General features: G+C 72.0%; 10 protein-coding genes. 6 read left to right on the top strand and 4 right to left on the bottom strand.

Annotated elements, in window-relative coordinates:
* Nucleotides 1–314: 314 nt before the first annotated feature.
* Nucleotides 315–932, top strand: a complete 618-nt coding sequence (locus AB0F62_RS20170; protein WP_361800478.1) for a PadR family transcriptional regulator — start codon at nucleotides 315–317, stop codon at nucleotides 930–932.
* A gap of 81 nt (nucleotides 933–1,013) precedes the next feature.
* Here AB0F62_RS20170 and AB0F62_RS20165 read toward each other — a convergent pair whose 3' ends face one another.
* Nucleotides 1,014–1,622, bottom strand: coding sequence for a PASTA domain-containing protein (locus tag AB0F62_RS20165; protein ID WP_361800475.1), 609 nt, complete (start codon nucleotides 1,620–1,622; stop codon nucleotides 1,014–1,016).
* 196 nt (nucleotides 1,623–1,818) lie between these two features.
* Nucleotides 1,819–2,955 carry a LacI family DNA-binding transcriptional regulator gene (locus tag AB0F62_RS20160; RefSeq protein WP_361800472.1) on the bottom strand — a complete coding sequence of 379 codons (1,137 nt, stop codon included), beginning with the start codon at nucleotides 2,953–2,955 and terminating at the stop codon, nucleotides 1,819–1,821.
* Nucleotides 2,956–3,062: 107 nt separating this feature from the next.
* Between AB0F62_RS20160 and AB0F62_RS20155 the strand changes: the two genes are divergently transcribed.
* A complete protein-coding gene (locus tag AB0F62_RS20155; RefSeq protein ID WP_361800469.1) occupies nucleotides 3,063–5,336 on the top strand; it encodes a glycoside hydrolase family 3 N-terminal domain-containing protein in 2,274 nt (757 codons plus the stop codon).
* A gap of 65 nt (nucleotides 5,337–5,401) precedes the next feature.
* On the opposite strand, the gene AB0F62_RS20150 is transcribed toward AB0F62_RS20155, so the two are convergent.
* Nucleotides 5,402–5,830: an SRPBCC family protein gene (locus tag AB0F62_RS20150; protein WP_361800466.1), complete on the bottom strand. Its 429-nt coding sequence runs from the start codon at nucleotides 5,828–5,830 to the stop codon at nucleotides 5,402–5,404.
* Between the two features lie 225 nt (nucleotides 5,831–6,055).
* Between AB0F62_RS20150 and AB0F62_RS20145 the strand changes: the two genes are divergently transcribed.
* A complete protein-coding gene (locus AB0F62_RS20145) occupies nucleotides 6,056–6,421 on the top strand; it encodes a hypothetical protein (protein WP_361800463.1) in 366 nt (121 codons plus the stop codon).
* An 83-nt stretch (nucleotides 6,422–6,504) separates the two neighbouring features.
* On the opposite strand, the gene AB0F62_RS20140 is transcribed toward AB0F62_RS20145, so the two are convergent.
* Nucleotides 6,505–7,800 carry a ThuA domain-containing protein gene (locus AB0F62_RS20140; protein ID WP_361800460.1) on the bottom strand — a complete coding sequence of 432 codons (1,296 nt, stop codon included), beginning with the start codon at nucleotides 7,798–7,800 and terminating at the stop codon, nucleotides 6,505–6,507.
* 625 nt (nucleotides 7,801–8,425) lie between these two features.
* On the opposite strand from AB0F62_RS20140, the gene AB0F62_RS20135 reads away from it, so the two are divergent.
* The 3 genes from AB0F62_RS20135 to AB0F62_RS20125 all read left to right on the top strand — a co-directional run bounded on the left by AB0F62_RS20135 (nucleotide 8,426) and on the right by AB0F62_RS20125 (nucleotide 13,221).
* Nucleotides 8,426–10,657, top strand: coding sequence for an RICIN domain-containing protein (locus AB0F62_RS20135; protein WP_361800457.1), 2,232 nt, complete (start codon nucleotides 8,426–8,428; stop codon nucleotides 10,655–10,657).
* A 292-nt stretch (nucleotides 10,658–10,949) separates the two neighbouring features.
* Nucleotides 10,950–12,374: a ricin-type beta-trefoil lectin domain protein gene (locus tag AB0F62_RS20130; RefSeq protein ID WP_361800454.1), complete on the top strand. Its 1,425-nt coding sequence runs from the start codon at nucleotides 10,950–10,952 to the stop codon at nucleotides 12,372–12,374.
* Between the two features lie 103 nt (nucleotides 12,375–12,477).
* Nucleotides 12,478–13,221, top strand: a complete 744-nt coding sequence (locus AB0F62_RS20125; protein WP_361800451.1) for a pyridoxal 5'-phosphate synthase — start codon at nucleotides 12,478–12,480, stop codon at nucleotides 13,219–13,221.
* Nucleotides 13,222–13,247: the final 26 nt, after the last annotated feature.

The following is a 13,247-nucleotide window of genomic DNA, read 5'->3' as shown; positions in this document are numbered from 1 at the left end:
ACGTCGAAGTACTTCGCCATCTGCCGAGCTTATGCCGTACCCGAGTACCGCACTCGCGGGGCCGCGCCCCGTCGTCGCAACCACCGCTTCGGACATGGACAAGACCTGCCACCCACGCTCCTGGAAGCCGCAGCCGGCAGCGGTGTCAGGTGAAACTTCGATGAGACGAACAGCTCAGTCGTCAATCTCCGGTGAGACCGGTGCATCTTCGCTGAGACAGGACAACGGGACAGCTCGGAAGGGCCTTGCCGTGCGACTGTTACCGATATATCGTTGACGCATCGCGACCGTTCAACGATGGAAGGAGCGTCATCGTGCGTTCCCATGGAAACGGACACTTCGGGCCCGGCCATCGCGGCCGCGGCGACCACGAGCACGAGGGACTGCGGGCGGCGTTCGGCCCGTTCGGGCCGCCTTTCGGCGGCGGCGGGGGCCCGTGGGGTCCCGGCCCGTGGCACGGCGGACGGGGCGGCAGGGGAGGCCCGCGCGGCAGGGCGCGGCGCGGCGATGTGCGCGCCTCGATCCTGGCGCTGCTCGCCGACCGGCCCATGCACGGCTACGAGATGATCCAGGAGATCGTCGAGCGCAGTGGCGGCGCGTGGAAGCCGAGCCCCGGCTCGGTCTACCCGACTCTGCAACTGCTGGAGGACGAGGGTCTGATCAGCAGTGCGTCGGAGGGCGGCAAGAAGCTGTTCACGCTCACCGAGGCCGGCCGCACCGAGGCCGAGGCGGGGCCCGACGCCCCCTGGGAGGAGGCCGGGCGCGGCATCGACTGGGAGGCCATGAACGAGATCCGCAAGGCGGGCGCCGGCCTGGTCGACGCCTTCCGGCAGGTCTGGGCGACCGGTACTCCCGAGCAGCGCGACAAGGCGCTGACCGTGGTCAACGAGGCCCGCAAGAAGCTCTATCTGATCCTCGCCGACGAGGACTGACCCGGAGGCGGGGGAGGGCCCCGTACACCGGTGGCCCGGGACGTGCGCGTCCCGGGCCACCGGCGTGTGCGGGCGGGACCGTCAAGGGCAGTCCTCGCCGAACTTGACGGCCTTGAAGGCGACCGGCTGCCCCTTCAGCCCGGTGCCCGCGGCCGGCGACTGCGAGCAGACCTTCCAGTTGCCCTCCAGGAGGACGAACCGGCCCTGACCCGAGGAGTCCTCCGCCGTGATGCTGGTCGAGGTGGTCAGCGAGGCGCGGGCCACCTTCAGCGACTTCCCGGTGAAGTCGGGCATCGTCGTGCCCGCCGGCGTCGGCGGGGGGGCGTCCCGGGCGGGACAGGACTCCTCGAGTTTCACGGCGCCGAAGTCGATGGTGGCGGTGGTGGGCCGGCGCCCCGGCTCCGGGCGCTGGAAGCAGATCTTCCAGTCCCGGTCCCAGACCTGGTCGCGGCCGCGGCCCTGTGCGTCGTGCGAGTCCAGGCGGTAGAAGCCGAGGGACTGGGCCTTGTCCTGGGCGGTCTGCAGGCCCATGCCGACGAAGGAGGGCAGATCGGCCGGCTCCGCGGTGGCGGAACCGTCCGTGGGCGCCCGCCCGTCGCCGGCGGCACCGCCGTCGGCGGGATCGCAGGCCGTGACGGCGGCGGCGAGCACGGCGAGCGCGAGGGCGGCGGCGGTGCGGGTGATGTGCATGGGCGGGCTCCCCTGTCGTTCCGTCGGCCCGGCGTTGCCTGGGCAAGCGGTACCGTACCCGGGCGGAACGGATGAATGCCGCACCGTCCTCGGACGGGTGACGATCGGTCAGGTGCTCGGACCGGGGTGTCCACCGCCGCTCCCGAGCGGCCTGGGAGGGGCTTGCCACGGCCCCCTGTGTCGCCGGCTCTCGGGCTCACCGGCTCGCGGATCCTCCGTTGCCAGCGGTGTCCCCGGCGGCGGCCGGCTCGTGCCGGGCCCCGCACGTCCCGCGGACGACCAGCCGGGTCGGCAGTACGCGCGGCGGGAGCGGACGCGGGGGCTCCGGTCCGAGCAGGTCACGCAGCGCCGCGACGGCCGCGGTGCCCAGGGCGCGGTGGTCCTGGGCGACCGTGGTGAGCGCGGGACGCACGAGCGTGGCCGCGTCGATGTCGTCGAAGCCGACGACCGCCAGGTCGCCGGGGACGCGGCGGCCCGCGTCCGCCGCGGCGTGCAGGGCGCCGATGGCCATCAGGTCGCTCGCCGCGAAGAGGGCGGTCGGGGGGTCGGGAAGGGCGAGCAGCCGTCGGACGGCGTGGCGTCCGCTGTCGAGGAAGAAGTCGCCGGTGACGACGTACTCCTCCGGCAGCGGCAGGGCCAGGCGCGCGCAGGCGGCGCGGAAGCCGGACAGCCGCTCCGCCGCGGGGGCGAGTTCCGGCGGCCCGGTGACGGTGGCGATCCGGCGGTGGCCGAGGGAGTGCAGGTGGGCGACGGCGGACTCGGCCCCGGCCGTGTTGTCGGAGGCCACGCCGACCGTGCGGGGTCCGTCGAGGGTGACGTCCAGCCCGGCGCAGGGGATGCCCGAGGCGGCCAGGGCGCGCAGGGCGCGGTCGTCGACGGGCCGGCCCATCGCGATGACGCCCTCCAGGCTGTGCCGCCGCACGGCCTGGACGTACGTCGTGTCCGGGTCGTCCGGGCCGGCCGTGGTGAGCAGCATGAGGTGGTACCCGGCGTCGGACAGGGCGGTGCGCACCGAGCTCAGCAGACCCTGCAGGAACGGGTGGTGGAGCCCCCGCGACTCGTGTCCGGTGTCCCACAGCAGGCCGATGGTGTCGGAGCGGCGGCGCACCAGGGTGCGGGCGGGCTCGTTGGGCGCGTAGCCCAGTTCGCCGGCGAGCCGCCGGATGCGTTCTCGGGTGGCCTGGCTGACGTCGGCCCGGCCGTTGAGCGCGCGCGAGACGGTGGCGGTGGACACCCCGCTGCGCCGGGCGAGTTCCCGGAGGGTGATCGCGGGGCCGGTCCTGGGCGGGGGGACGGAGGAGGGGTCGGGCTCCTGGGTTCGCAGTACGGTCACAGTCTTGACGATATGTCATGTCAGCGTCAGGCTTTCGGGTGCGACAGCAGCCGGAAACGTTTACGGCCAGTGCCCATAAGGGCCCGGACAGGAACGGGATGCCTGCGATGCCAGCGAACGAACCGCGCACACGCCACCTCCGCAACCGGTTGAGAAGTCTCCTCGTCCTCTCGACCGCGGCCGCCTGCGCCGCCGCGGTCGCCTCCGTACCCGCCCAGGCCGACGGGCCTGTCTACACCCGGGCCGGAGCCCCCGTGGAACAGCGCGTGAAGGACCTGCTCAAGCGGATGACGCTGCAGGAGAAGATCGGCCAGATGGACCAGATCGCCGTCGCCCGCATCCAGGGCGACTGCGAGTGGAGCGGCGGCGAGCTCAACGAGAGCTGCATGAAGACCGTCCTCGCCGACTACCCCGTCGGCTCGGTGATCTCCGGCGGCGGCATGACCCCGGCCAGGAACACGCCCCAGGACTGGGCGAAGATGGTCAACGCCGTGCAGAAGTACGCGATCACCAACACCCGCCTGCACATCCCGATCCTGTACGGCGTGGACGCGGTGCACGGCCACAACAACGTGCTCGGCGCCACGATCTTCCCGCACCAGATCGGCCTCGGCGCCACCTGGGACCCGGGAACGGTGAAGGACTCCGCCGCCGCGACCGCCCGCGCGGTGGCCGCCACCGGCATCGACTGGAACTTCTCCCCCGTCGCCGACCTCGCCCGCGACCAGCGCTGGGGCCGCTACTACGAGACCTACGGCGAGGACCCGCTGCTCGCCGGCACCCTCGCCGCCTCCGCGGTCACGGGCATCGAGCACGCGGGAGGGTCCAAGCGCGTCGCCGCCAGCGTCAAGCACTACGGCGGTTACTCCGAGCCTTCCAACGGCCACGACCGCGTGCCCGCCGACGTGTCCGTCCGCTACCTCCAGGACACCCTCCTGCCCTCCTACCGGCAGGCGGTCCGGGCGGGCGCCAAGACCGTGATGGTCAACTCCGGTGCCGTCAACGGCGTACCGGCCACCGCGTCCACGTACCTGCTGACCAAGGTGCTCCGCCAGCAGTGGGGCTTCAAGGGCGTCACGGTCAGCGACTGGGAGGACGTGCGCGCCCTCCAGACCCGCTACAGGATCGCCGCGGACTACCCGGAGGCGATCGCCCTCGCCGTCAACGCCGGCCTCGACATGGCGATGGAACCGTACTTCGCCAAGGAGTGGAGCACCGGCCTGAAGACGGCCGTCGACCGCGGACTGGTGTCGACCCGGCGCATCGACGAGGCCGTCGCCCGCATCCTGCGGCTGAAGTTCGAGCTCGGCCTCTTCGAGCACCCGTACGTGGACCCCGCCAAGGCCGACAAGGCCGTCCTCGGCACGGACACCGCCCTCGCGCGGCGGGCCGCCGCCGAGTCGCAGGTGCTGCTCCGCAACGAGGGCGGCGTGCTGCCGGTGCGCGCGGGCACGAAGCGGATCGTGGTGGCGGGCACGTACGCCGACGACATCAACGACCAGGTCGGCGGCTGGACGATCGGCTGGCAGGGCGTGCCCGAGGGCGTCGACCTGCCCGGGACGACCATCCTGGAGGGCATCCGCGCGGCGGCGCCCTCCGGCACCGAGGTCGTACGGGCCACGACCGCAGACGACGCGGTGGAGCGGGCGAAGGACGCGGATCTGACCGTGGTCGTGGTCGGCGAGAAGGCCGCGGCCGAGGGCGCGGCGGACAGCCCGCGCCCGGAGCTGTCGGCCGACCAGCAGGCACTGGTCAAGGCGTTGAAGGCGAGCGGCAAGCCGGTCGTCACCGTGGTCGTCGCGGGCCGTCCGCTGGTCCTGGGCGACGCGGCGGGCACCGACGGCCTGCTGATGTCCTGGCTGCCCGGCACCGAGGGCGGTGGAGCCGTCGCCGACGTGCTCTTCGGCAAGGTCAACCCCAGCGGGCGGCTGCCGGTCTCGTGGCCGAAGGACATCGGCAACGAGCCGCTGTACTACCAGCAACTGCCCGGCACGAACGGCGGGCTGGAGTCCACGTACGACGTGCTCCACCCCTTCGGAGCCGGCCTGTCCTACACGACGTACGCCTACGACGCCCTCACCGCCGACGCCAGGGGCGTCAAGGTGACCGTGTCCAACACCGGGGCGCGGGACGGCGACCTGGTGGTCCCGGTCTACGCGTCGCGGGCGGTCAGCCAGGTGCTGTGGCCGTCCCGCAAGCTGGTCGCCTTCACCAAGGTGCACCTGAAGGCGGGCGAGAAGAGGACCGTGCGGCTCGGGTTCGCGCGCGACGCGCTCGCGGTGACGCCGGGCGACATCGACGGCGCGGGTACGCGACGCGTCGAACCCGGCAGGTACACCTTCACGGTGGGGGACAAGAGCGCCGACGCGGTGCTGCGTTAGGCGGCGGGCGCCGGGGACCGCGGGCGGGCGCGACCGCGGTTCCCGGCTTCCGGGGTCATCGCGTGCTACTCGACGAGACCGGCGAGCTTGCGCAGCGACTCGTTGAGGGCGGCGGTGGCGGTGTCCTTGAGCTTGCCCGCCATGAGGGCGACGGCCGCGCCGTTGAAGGCGCCGTCGATACGCACGTCGGTCTGGTCGCCGTCCGGCGTCAGGCTGTAGCGGGTCAGCAGGTCCACGGCCATCGGGCCCTTGCCCGCGATCTCGAATCCCCGCCCGGGCTCGACGGAGGTGACCTCCCAGGTCACCTCGGCCGGGAAGCCCATCAGCTTCATGTTCTCCCGGTAGGTCGCGCCGGTCTCCAGCGGCGCGGGGCCGCCGTCGGGGAAGCCGGTGTGGGTGGTGCTCCACCGCGTGTGCGAGCTGAAGTCGGTGAGGGTGTTCCAGACCTTCTCGGCCGGAGCCGCGATGCGGGCCTGTGCGGAGACCTCGGCCATACGACCACACTCCCTTGTGTCGGCGAGTGAACGGAACGTAACGGCCGCGGGGGGAAGTTTCAATACTGACGACCAGTCAGAAACGGTGAACGTGTCCCAGGACGCCCTGGGGTGTACGCGGGCCCTGTGCCTGGGCCCTTGAGGACGGAAGTCCGGCCGCGCCCCTGCCGGCACCGGCCGGCAAGCCGGTGCCGGCGGGGGCACCTCGGATGGCACAGTGGTGGGATGCGATCTCCTGACACGGGTGTCCCGGGGCGGGCGAGCGGGGTGGTGGGGGGCTGGGTCTGGAGCGAGAACGTCCGGCCGTTCCTGGAACTCCTCTCCCATTACAACGGCCATGACTTCGATCGCACCGACTGGGAGACCGTCGAGCTCGGCCTCGCCGGCACGGACGACGAGAGTCCCGACGGCTGGTACGGGTATCCGCTCGTCGGCCCGGACCGCCGCGTGGACGTGGAGTTGGCGCGTGCCGCCGGGTGCTGCCTGGTGATGGTCCGCGTGACCGGCGTCGACGACCCGGAGCTGTGGGTGCGGGCCGACACCCTGGTGGGGGCGTTCAGCGCGTCCGGCGGCGGTTGCCCCTGTCGCTGAGCCGGGCGGCGTCCGCGGGCGTGGAGCACGTGCCGCCCCGGCCCTGGCGGGGGCGGGGCGGCACGTCGGTCCCGTCGTCCGGGTCAGGGACGGACGACGAGTTGGAAGGACTGCGCGGCGGAGCCGTCGCAGGGGCGCTGGACGAGCTGGGTGCCGCTGGGGTCGCCGGTGGGGGCGGTGAGGCACTTGCCGCTGTGGCGGGCGGTGAAGTGGTAGCGGCCGGCGGTCTCGGCGACCGGCTTCCACTGCTGGTTGGCGCCCCCGCCGTACGTCCAGAGCTGGAGCGGGGCGTTGTCGGCGGTGGAGACGTCCGTGACGTCCACGGCCTTCGTGGTGTCGTTGCGGGCGGCGAGACGGGTGTAGCCGCCGTCCGTGCCGAGGACGCGGAAGTCCTGGGCCGTGGTGGAGTTGCACGTGTACTGCTGGATCGCCGTGCCGTTGGCCGTCGCGGCGGCGCGGGCGTCCACGCAGCGGCCGCTGCCGGCGTTCACCAGGGAGTACCAGGCGGTCTCGGAGATCGGATCGGTGGGGGTGGGGTCCCCCGTGGAGCCGGTGCCGAGCCACTTGAGGCCGTCGAGGAGGAAGGTGTTCTGGGTGGCGCTGGCGAAGGTCGACGACAGGGCGGTGTTCGTGTCGTAGTTCATCGCGTTGTGGCCGAAGTTGGCGTACAGCATGCGGTACTTGGTGTTGGTCCACAGGATCGGGTAGTAGCCGCTGTACCACGACTGGTTCGGGTCGGTGCCCAGGGGGAAGCTGACCGGGTCGACGGACGCCAGGATGTCGATGTCGGGGTTGGCGCGAAGGTCGTTGCTCCAGCTGTACCACTCGCTCACCGACGAGGTGAACGTCGCGGGCAGGTGCCCGGTGGAGGGGTGGGAGCGGTCCTCCGTGCGCAGGGTGGCGGTGGTCGGACCCCAGGTGTTGGAGCGGAAGTTCCCGCTGCCGAGGAACTGGTTGTAGTACCACGGCCAGCTCTGCGCCGAGGTGGTGAAGGCCGACACGTGGAAGCCCATCCAGGCGCCGCCGCCGCGCATGTAGGCCTCGAAGCCGGAGCGCTGGGCGGCGCTCTGCGGGGCGTCGTCGAGGAACAGGACGACCTGGTACTGACTCAGTGCGCCGGCGTCCGTCAGCAGGTTCCAGTTGGTCGTCGAGGTGTAGGTGAAGCCGTTGGCGGCACCCGCCTGCGGGAACCACTGGTTGGCTTCCCTGACGAAGCTGATGTGGGCGGCGTCCCAGGTCCCGTTGTAGAACGCCAGCACCTTGAAGGGGGCGGCGGCGGGAGCGGACGTGGCCGGGCCCGCGACGGCGCCCAGGAGTACGGCGAGCAGCAGTAAGAGGCGGGCGGCGACGCGCCGCGCGGAGGTCGTGGCACGGGTCATGGGGGGAGGTCCTTCCCGGTCGGCGGGCGCGTGTGGGGGGCGCCGGTGGGGGAGCGGGGTGGAGAAGGGAGGTGGGGGGAGGCGGTGGGGAGGCCTTCGTCAACTCGTGATTTAAGGAGTGAAGGAAGGGTGCAGTCAAGACTTTGGTACAGACCAGTACCGTCCGCCCAGGTGGCGGTCGTTTGATCAGCGGGTCCGGGCGGTGGCTGCCGACGCCCGGACCGGTCCGGGAGGGCCGGCCGGAGGGGCGTGTTCAAGTGTTGACCGGCCCGGCGCCGGGCAACAGGGGTGGCCGGGGTGTGGGGAATCCGCTGCCATCTGCGTGAATCCCTTTACCCGGGCCCGAGTTGAGGCAGTACCACGATCCCGCCGGCGTTCGAAATCCGTAGCGCGACCTCTTGACGTGTCCGCTGCAGAAGCCTAACTTCACGCCGTGAAGAAAGGTCGTTCCGACCTTTGAGCCGCTGTCGCCGGCCGGGCGCGTGCGCCCGGCCACCCCCCACTTCCGCCCCCCACCTCCCCCCGCCCCAGCTCCGTCATCCCGCGCCATGCCGTCGCCCCCTTCGGCATGCCCGCTCACCTCCCCCCCCACGGCGCCGCGCCCCGCGCGGCACAGGAGTCATCCATGAGAACCCTTGGAGCGCCGCCGCCCGGCACCCCCGTCGGCGGCCGGCCCCGACGCCGCGTCGTACCGCTCGCCCTGGCCGCCCTGTTCGCCTCGGGCCTGTCCGCCGTCGCGCTGACCGCGCCGCAGGCCCAGGCCGCCACCCTCCCCACCGGCTGGGTGACCGTCGCGGCCAAGCACAGCGGCAAGTGCGTCGACGCGGCCGCCGCGGGCACCGCCGACGGCACCGCGGTCCAGCAGTACGCCTGCAACGGGACCACCGCGCAGCAGTGGCAGTTCCAGCCGACCAGCGACGGATACGTCCGGGTGAACAACCGCAACGACGCCGCCAAGTCCTGGGACGTCACCGACGTCTCCACGGCCGACGGCGCACCGGTCCAGCTCTGGTCCTACTCCGGCGGCGCCAACCAGCAGTGGCTGCCGGTCGAGGAGACCGGCGGGACGTACCACTTCGTCAACCGCAACAGCGGCAAATGCCTCGACGTGCCCGCGGCCTCGACCGCCGACAGCGCGCGCATCCAGCAGTACACCTGCAACGGCACCGCGGCCCAGTCGTTCAGCCTCGGCTCGACGGACGCGCCGCAGAACCCGCCGGGCACCCCCGACCTCGGCCCCAACGTCTCCGTATTCGACCCGTCGATGTCGTCGGCGACCATCCAGGGGCGGCTCAACCAGGTCTTCGGCCAGCAGGAGTCCAACCAGTTCGGCGCGCAGCGCTACGCCCTGCTCTTCAAGCCGGGCAGCTACAACGTGGACGCCAATGTCGGCTTCTACACCCAGGTCGCGGGCCTCGGCCTGTCGCCGGACGATGTGACGATCAACGGCGCGGTCCACGCCGAGGCCGACTGGTTCCAGGGCAACGCCACCCAGAACTTCTGGCGCTCGGCGGAGAACCTCTCCGTCAACCCGGCCGGCGGCACCGACCGCTGGGCGGTCTCGCAGGCCGCCCCGTACCGGCGCATGCACGTCCGCGGCAACCTGCAGCTGGACGACGGCGGCTGGTCGAGCGGCGGCCTGATCGCCGACTCCAAGATCGACGGCCAGGTGCGCTCCGGATCGCAGCAGCAGTGGCTCTCGCGGAACAGTCAGTGGGGCAGCTGGACCGGCTCCAACTGGAACATGGTCTTCGTCGGCGACGTCAACGCCCCGGCCAACACCTTCCCCAGCCCGCCCTACACCACGGTCGCGCAGTCGCCGGTCACCCGCGAGAAGCCCTTCCTGTACGTGGACTCGGCCGGCGCCTACAAGGTCTTCGTCCCCGCGCTGCGCACCAACACCCAGGGCACGACCTGGGCGGGCGGCAGTCCGGCGGGCAGCTCCCTGCCGATCGACCAGTTCTTCGTCGTCAAGCCCGGCGCCACCGCCACCGACATCAACGGCGCCCTCGCCCAGGGCAAGAACCTGCTGTTCACGCCGGGCGTCTACCACCTCAACCAGACGCTGAACATCAACCGGGCCGGCACCGTGGTCCTGGGCCTCGGCCTGGCGACCGTCATCCCGGACAACGGCATCACCGCCGTCAACGTGGCCGACGTCGACGGCGTGAAGATCGCCGGGCTGCTCATCGACGCGGGCACCACCAACTCGCAGACGCTGATGCAGGTGGGCCCCGCGGGCTCGTCCGCGCGGCACACGGCCGACCCGACCTCGCTGCACGACGTCTTCTTCCGCATCGGCGGCGCCGGCGTGGGCAAGGCCACCCAGAGCCTGGTGGTCAACAGCTCGAACGTGATCGGCGACCACATGTGGCTGTGGCGGGCCGACCACGGCAGCGGCGTCGGCTGGAACAGCAACACCGCCGCCAACGGCCTGATCGTCAACGGCACGAACGTGACGATGTACGGCCTGTTCGTGGAGCACTACCAGCAGCACCAGGTGATCTGGAACGGCAACGGCGGCCGCACCTACTTCTTCCAGAACGAGATGCCGTACGACCCGCCCAACCAGGCCGCCTGGATGAACGGCTCCACTCGCGGCTACGACGCCTACAAGGTCAGCCCCTCGGTGACCTCCCACGAGGCCTGGGGCCTGGGCAGTTACTGCTACTTCAACGTCAATCCGTCCGTCGTCGCCGATCGCGCCTTCGAGGTGCCCGCGGTGTCCGGGGTCCGCTTCCACAACATGGTGACGGTCTCCCTCGGCGGTACGGGCACGATCAGCCACGTCATCAACAACAGCGGCGGCCCCTCCAACTCCGCGAACAACGTGGCCAATCTCGTCTCCGGTCCCTGACCCCGGCCGGATGACACCAGGCGGGGTGCCGCCGTCCGCACGGCGGGCGGCGGCACCCCGCCCCCGGGCATGCCCACGCGCCCGCGCGCGGTCACCGGCACGCCCGTCGGCGGCCGGCACGAGGGGGTTGACGCCGGGCTGGTCTAGTCCATAACGTCTGCGGCCATCAGCTGTTCATGTAGTGAGGCAATGTTCACCTACATGAACGGCTGCTCAAGTCCCCCGCTCCATCCAACGGCTTGCCACCCCCCACAACGCGCACCCCTGGTGCGCTCATGACAGGAGCCGTCCTGTGCTGAAATCCGCCGTCAGAGCGCTCACCGCGGCCCCCGCCGTCCTCGCGCTGGCCGCCACCGCCGTCGTCGCCGGCGGCGGCAGCGCGAGCGCCGCCGCCAACCCCGGCCCGGGCTTCCCCGCCCAGTACGCCGCGCCGTACGTCGAGACCTGGAACTCGCCCTCCGCGATGGCCAACGCCCGCAACGCCACGGGCCTGAAGTACTTCACGCTCGCCTTCGTCATCGACGGCGGCGGCTGCAACGCCATGTTCAACGGCGACACCCCCGTGACCGACGCCGGCTGGACCTCCGCCGTCAACTCCCTGCGGGCGGCCGGAGGCGACGTCATCGCCTCCTTCGGCGGCGCCTCCGGTACCGAGATCGGCGTCTCCTGTACGAGCGTGTCCGCGCTCAAGGCCCAGTACAAGAAGGTCGTGGACGCCCTCAACCTCACCCGCATCGACCTCGACATCGAGGGCGGCACCCTGAACAACACCGCCGCCAACGACCGCCGCAACAAGGCGCTCGCCCAGCTCCAGCAGGAGTACGCGGCGGCCGGCCGCAAGCTCGACGTGCAGTACACCCTTCCGGTCAACCCGACCGGTCTGGAGTCCAACTCGATCAGCCTGCTGAACAACGCCAAGAGCAACGGGCTGAACGTCAACCTCGTCAACATCATGACGATGGACTACGGACCGGCCATGGACATGGGCAAGGCGGCCACCGACGCCGCCACCGCCCTCCACGGTCAGCTCGGTGCCATCTGGACCACCAAGACCGACGCGCAGCTGTGGGCGATGGAGGGCAACACCCCGATGATCGGGGTCAACGACACCACCGCCGAGACCTTCACGACCGGCAACGCCACCACCCTCGCCAACTTCGCCAAGTCCAAGGGCATCCAGGAACTCGCCTTCTGGGCGGTCGGTCGCGACAAGGCCTGCGCGACCAACGGCCAGCTCTCCGACACCTGCAGCGGCACCCCGCAGAGCGCCTGGCAGTTCTCGAGCATCTTCAACACCGTCACCGGCGGCACCACTCCGCCGCCGCCCACCGGCTCCACCGGCCAGATCACCGGCCTCGGCGGCAAGTGCGTCGATGTCGCCGCCGCGAGCAGCGCCAACGGCACGGCCGTGCAGATGTACGACTGCAACGGCACCACCGCCCAGCAGTGGACGGTGGGTTCCGACGGCACCGTACGGGCCCTCGGCAAGTGCATGGACCTCACGGCCGCCGGCACCGCCAACGGCACCAAGGTCCAGCTGTACGACTGCAACGGCACCGGCGCCCAGGTCTGGCAGCGCGGCAGCGGCGACACCCTGGTGAACCCCGCCTCCGGCAAGTGCCTGGACGTCACCGACAAGTCCACCGCCAACGGCGCCCGGCTGCAGATCTGGACCTGCGCCGGCGGCACCAACCAGCAGTTCCACCTCCCGGCCTGACGAGGCCGCTCCTACGCCGCCCGGCGCACGGCAGGACCGCGTGCGCCGGGCGGCCGCATGCCAGGATCGCGTGCGCCGGGCGGCCGCATGCCAGGATCGGAGCGTGACCGACGACCAGGCCGAGACCCGGGCCGGCAGCCAGGCCGAGACCCGGGCCGAAGACCGGCCTCCCGTGACCGCCGACGCCCTCCGCGAGCGCATGCGCTCCGCGCCCGTCCTCGCCGGGCCCCTTCCGCGCTTCGACCCCGCGACGGCCGGACCGGAACCTGGGCAGGTGTTCGCCCGCTGGCTGGCGCACGCGCTCGACGACGGAGTGCCGGAGCCCCACGTCATGACCCTCAGCACGGCGGACGCCGCGGGCCGCCCGTCCGCCCGGGTGCTCATGCTGCGCGGCATCGACCTCGACGGCCTCGCCTTCGACTTCGCCTCGGACGCCGCCAGCCGCAAGGGCCGCGAGCTGGCGGACCGCCCCTACGCCGCCCTCAGCTGGTACTGGCCGGCGCACGGCCGGCAGATCCGGGTGACCGGCCCGGTCGAGACCCTGGACCGCGCGACCGCCCGCCGGGACTTCCTCGCCCGCCGTGAGGCATCCCGGGTCGCGGGCTTCACCGGGGTGATGAGCGCCCCGATGGAGGGGCGCGCCGCGTACGAGGAGGCCCGCCGCCGGGCCACCGAGCACATCGCCGCCCACCCCGACGACGTGCCGGAGGGCCACACCGTCTACCGGCTCGCCGCCGAGGAGGCCGAGTTCTGGCAGGGCGCCCCGGCCCAGGGCCACGTCCGCCTGCGCTACACCCGCGATCCCGCCGCGCCCGGCGGCTGGACGCGCGGGCTGCTCTGGCCGTGACGCCGGGGCCGGACCGGCGGGACGTG

Source organism: Streptomyces sp. NPDC026673 (genome assembly GCF_040638135.1).
In the GTDB taxonomy this organism is placed as follows: domain Bacteria; phylum Actinomycetota; class Actinomycetes; order Streptomycetales; family Streptomycetaceae; genus Actinacidiphila.
Note: the sequence above shows the minus strand (reverse complement) of the source record. Positions and strands in the feature narration are given on the sequence as shown.

Bases quoted from the DNA above. Each gene is read 5' to 3' on its own strand.
- AB0F62_RS20165 (WP_361800475.1), bottom strand. From the start codon at position 1,622: ATGCACATCACCCGCACCGCCGCCGCCCTCGCGCTCGCCGTGCTCGCC.
- AB0F62_RS20155 (WP_361800469.1), top strand. From the start codon at position 3,063: ATGCCAGCGAACGAACCGCGCACACGCCACCTCCGCAACCGGTTGAGA.
- AB0F62_RS20150 (WP_361800466.1), bottom strand. From the start codon at position 5,830: ATGGCCGAGGTCTCCGCACAGGCCCGCATCGCGGCTCCGGCCGAGAAG.
- AB0F62_RS20145 (WP_361800463.1), top strand. From the start codon at position 6,056: ATGCGATCTCCTGACACGGGTGTCCCGGGGCGGGCGAGCGGGGTGGTG.
- AB0F62_RS20140 (WP_361800460.1), bottom strand. From the start codon at position 7,800: ATGACCCGTGCCACGACCTCCGCGCGGCGCGTCGCCGCCCGCCTCTTA.
- AB0F62_RS20135 (WP_361800457.1), top strand. From the start codon at position 8,426: ATGAGAACCCTTGGAGCGCCGCCGCCCGGCACCCCCGTCGGCGGCCGG.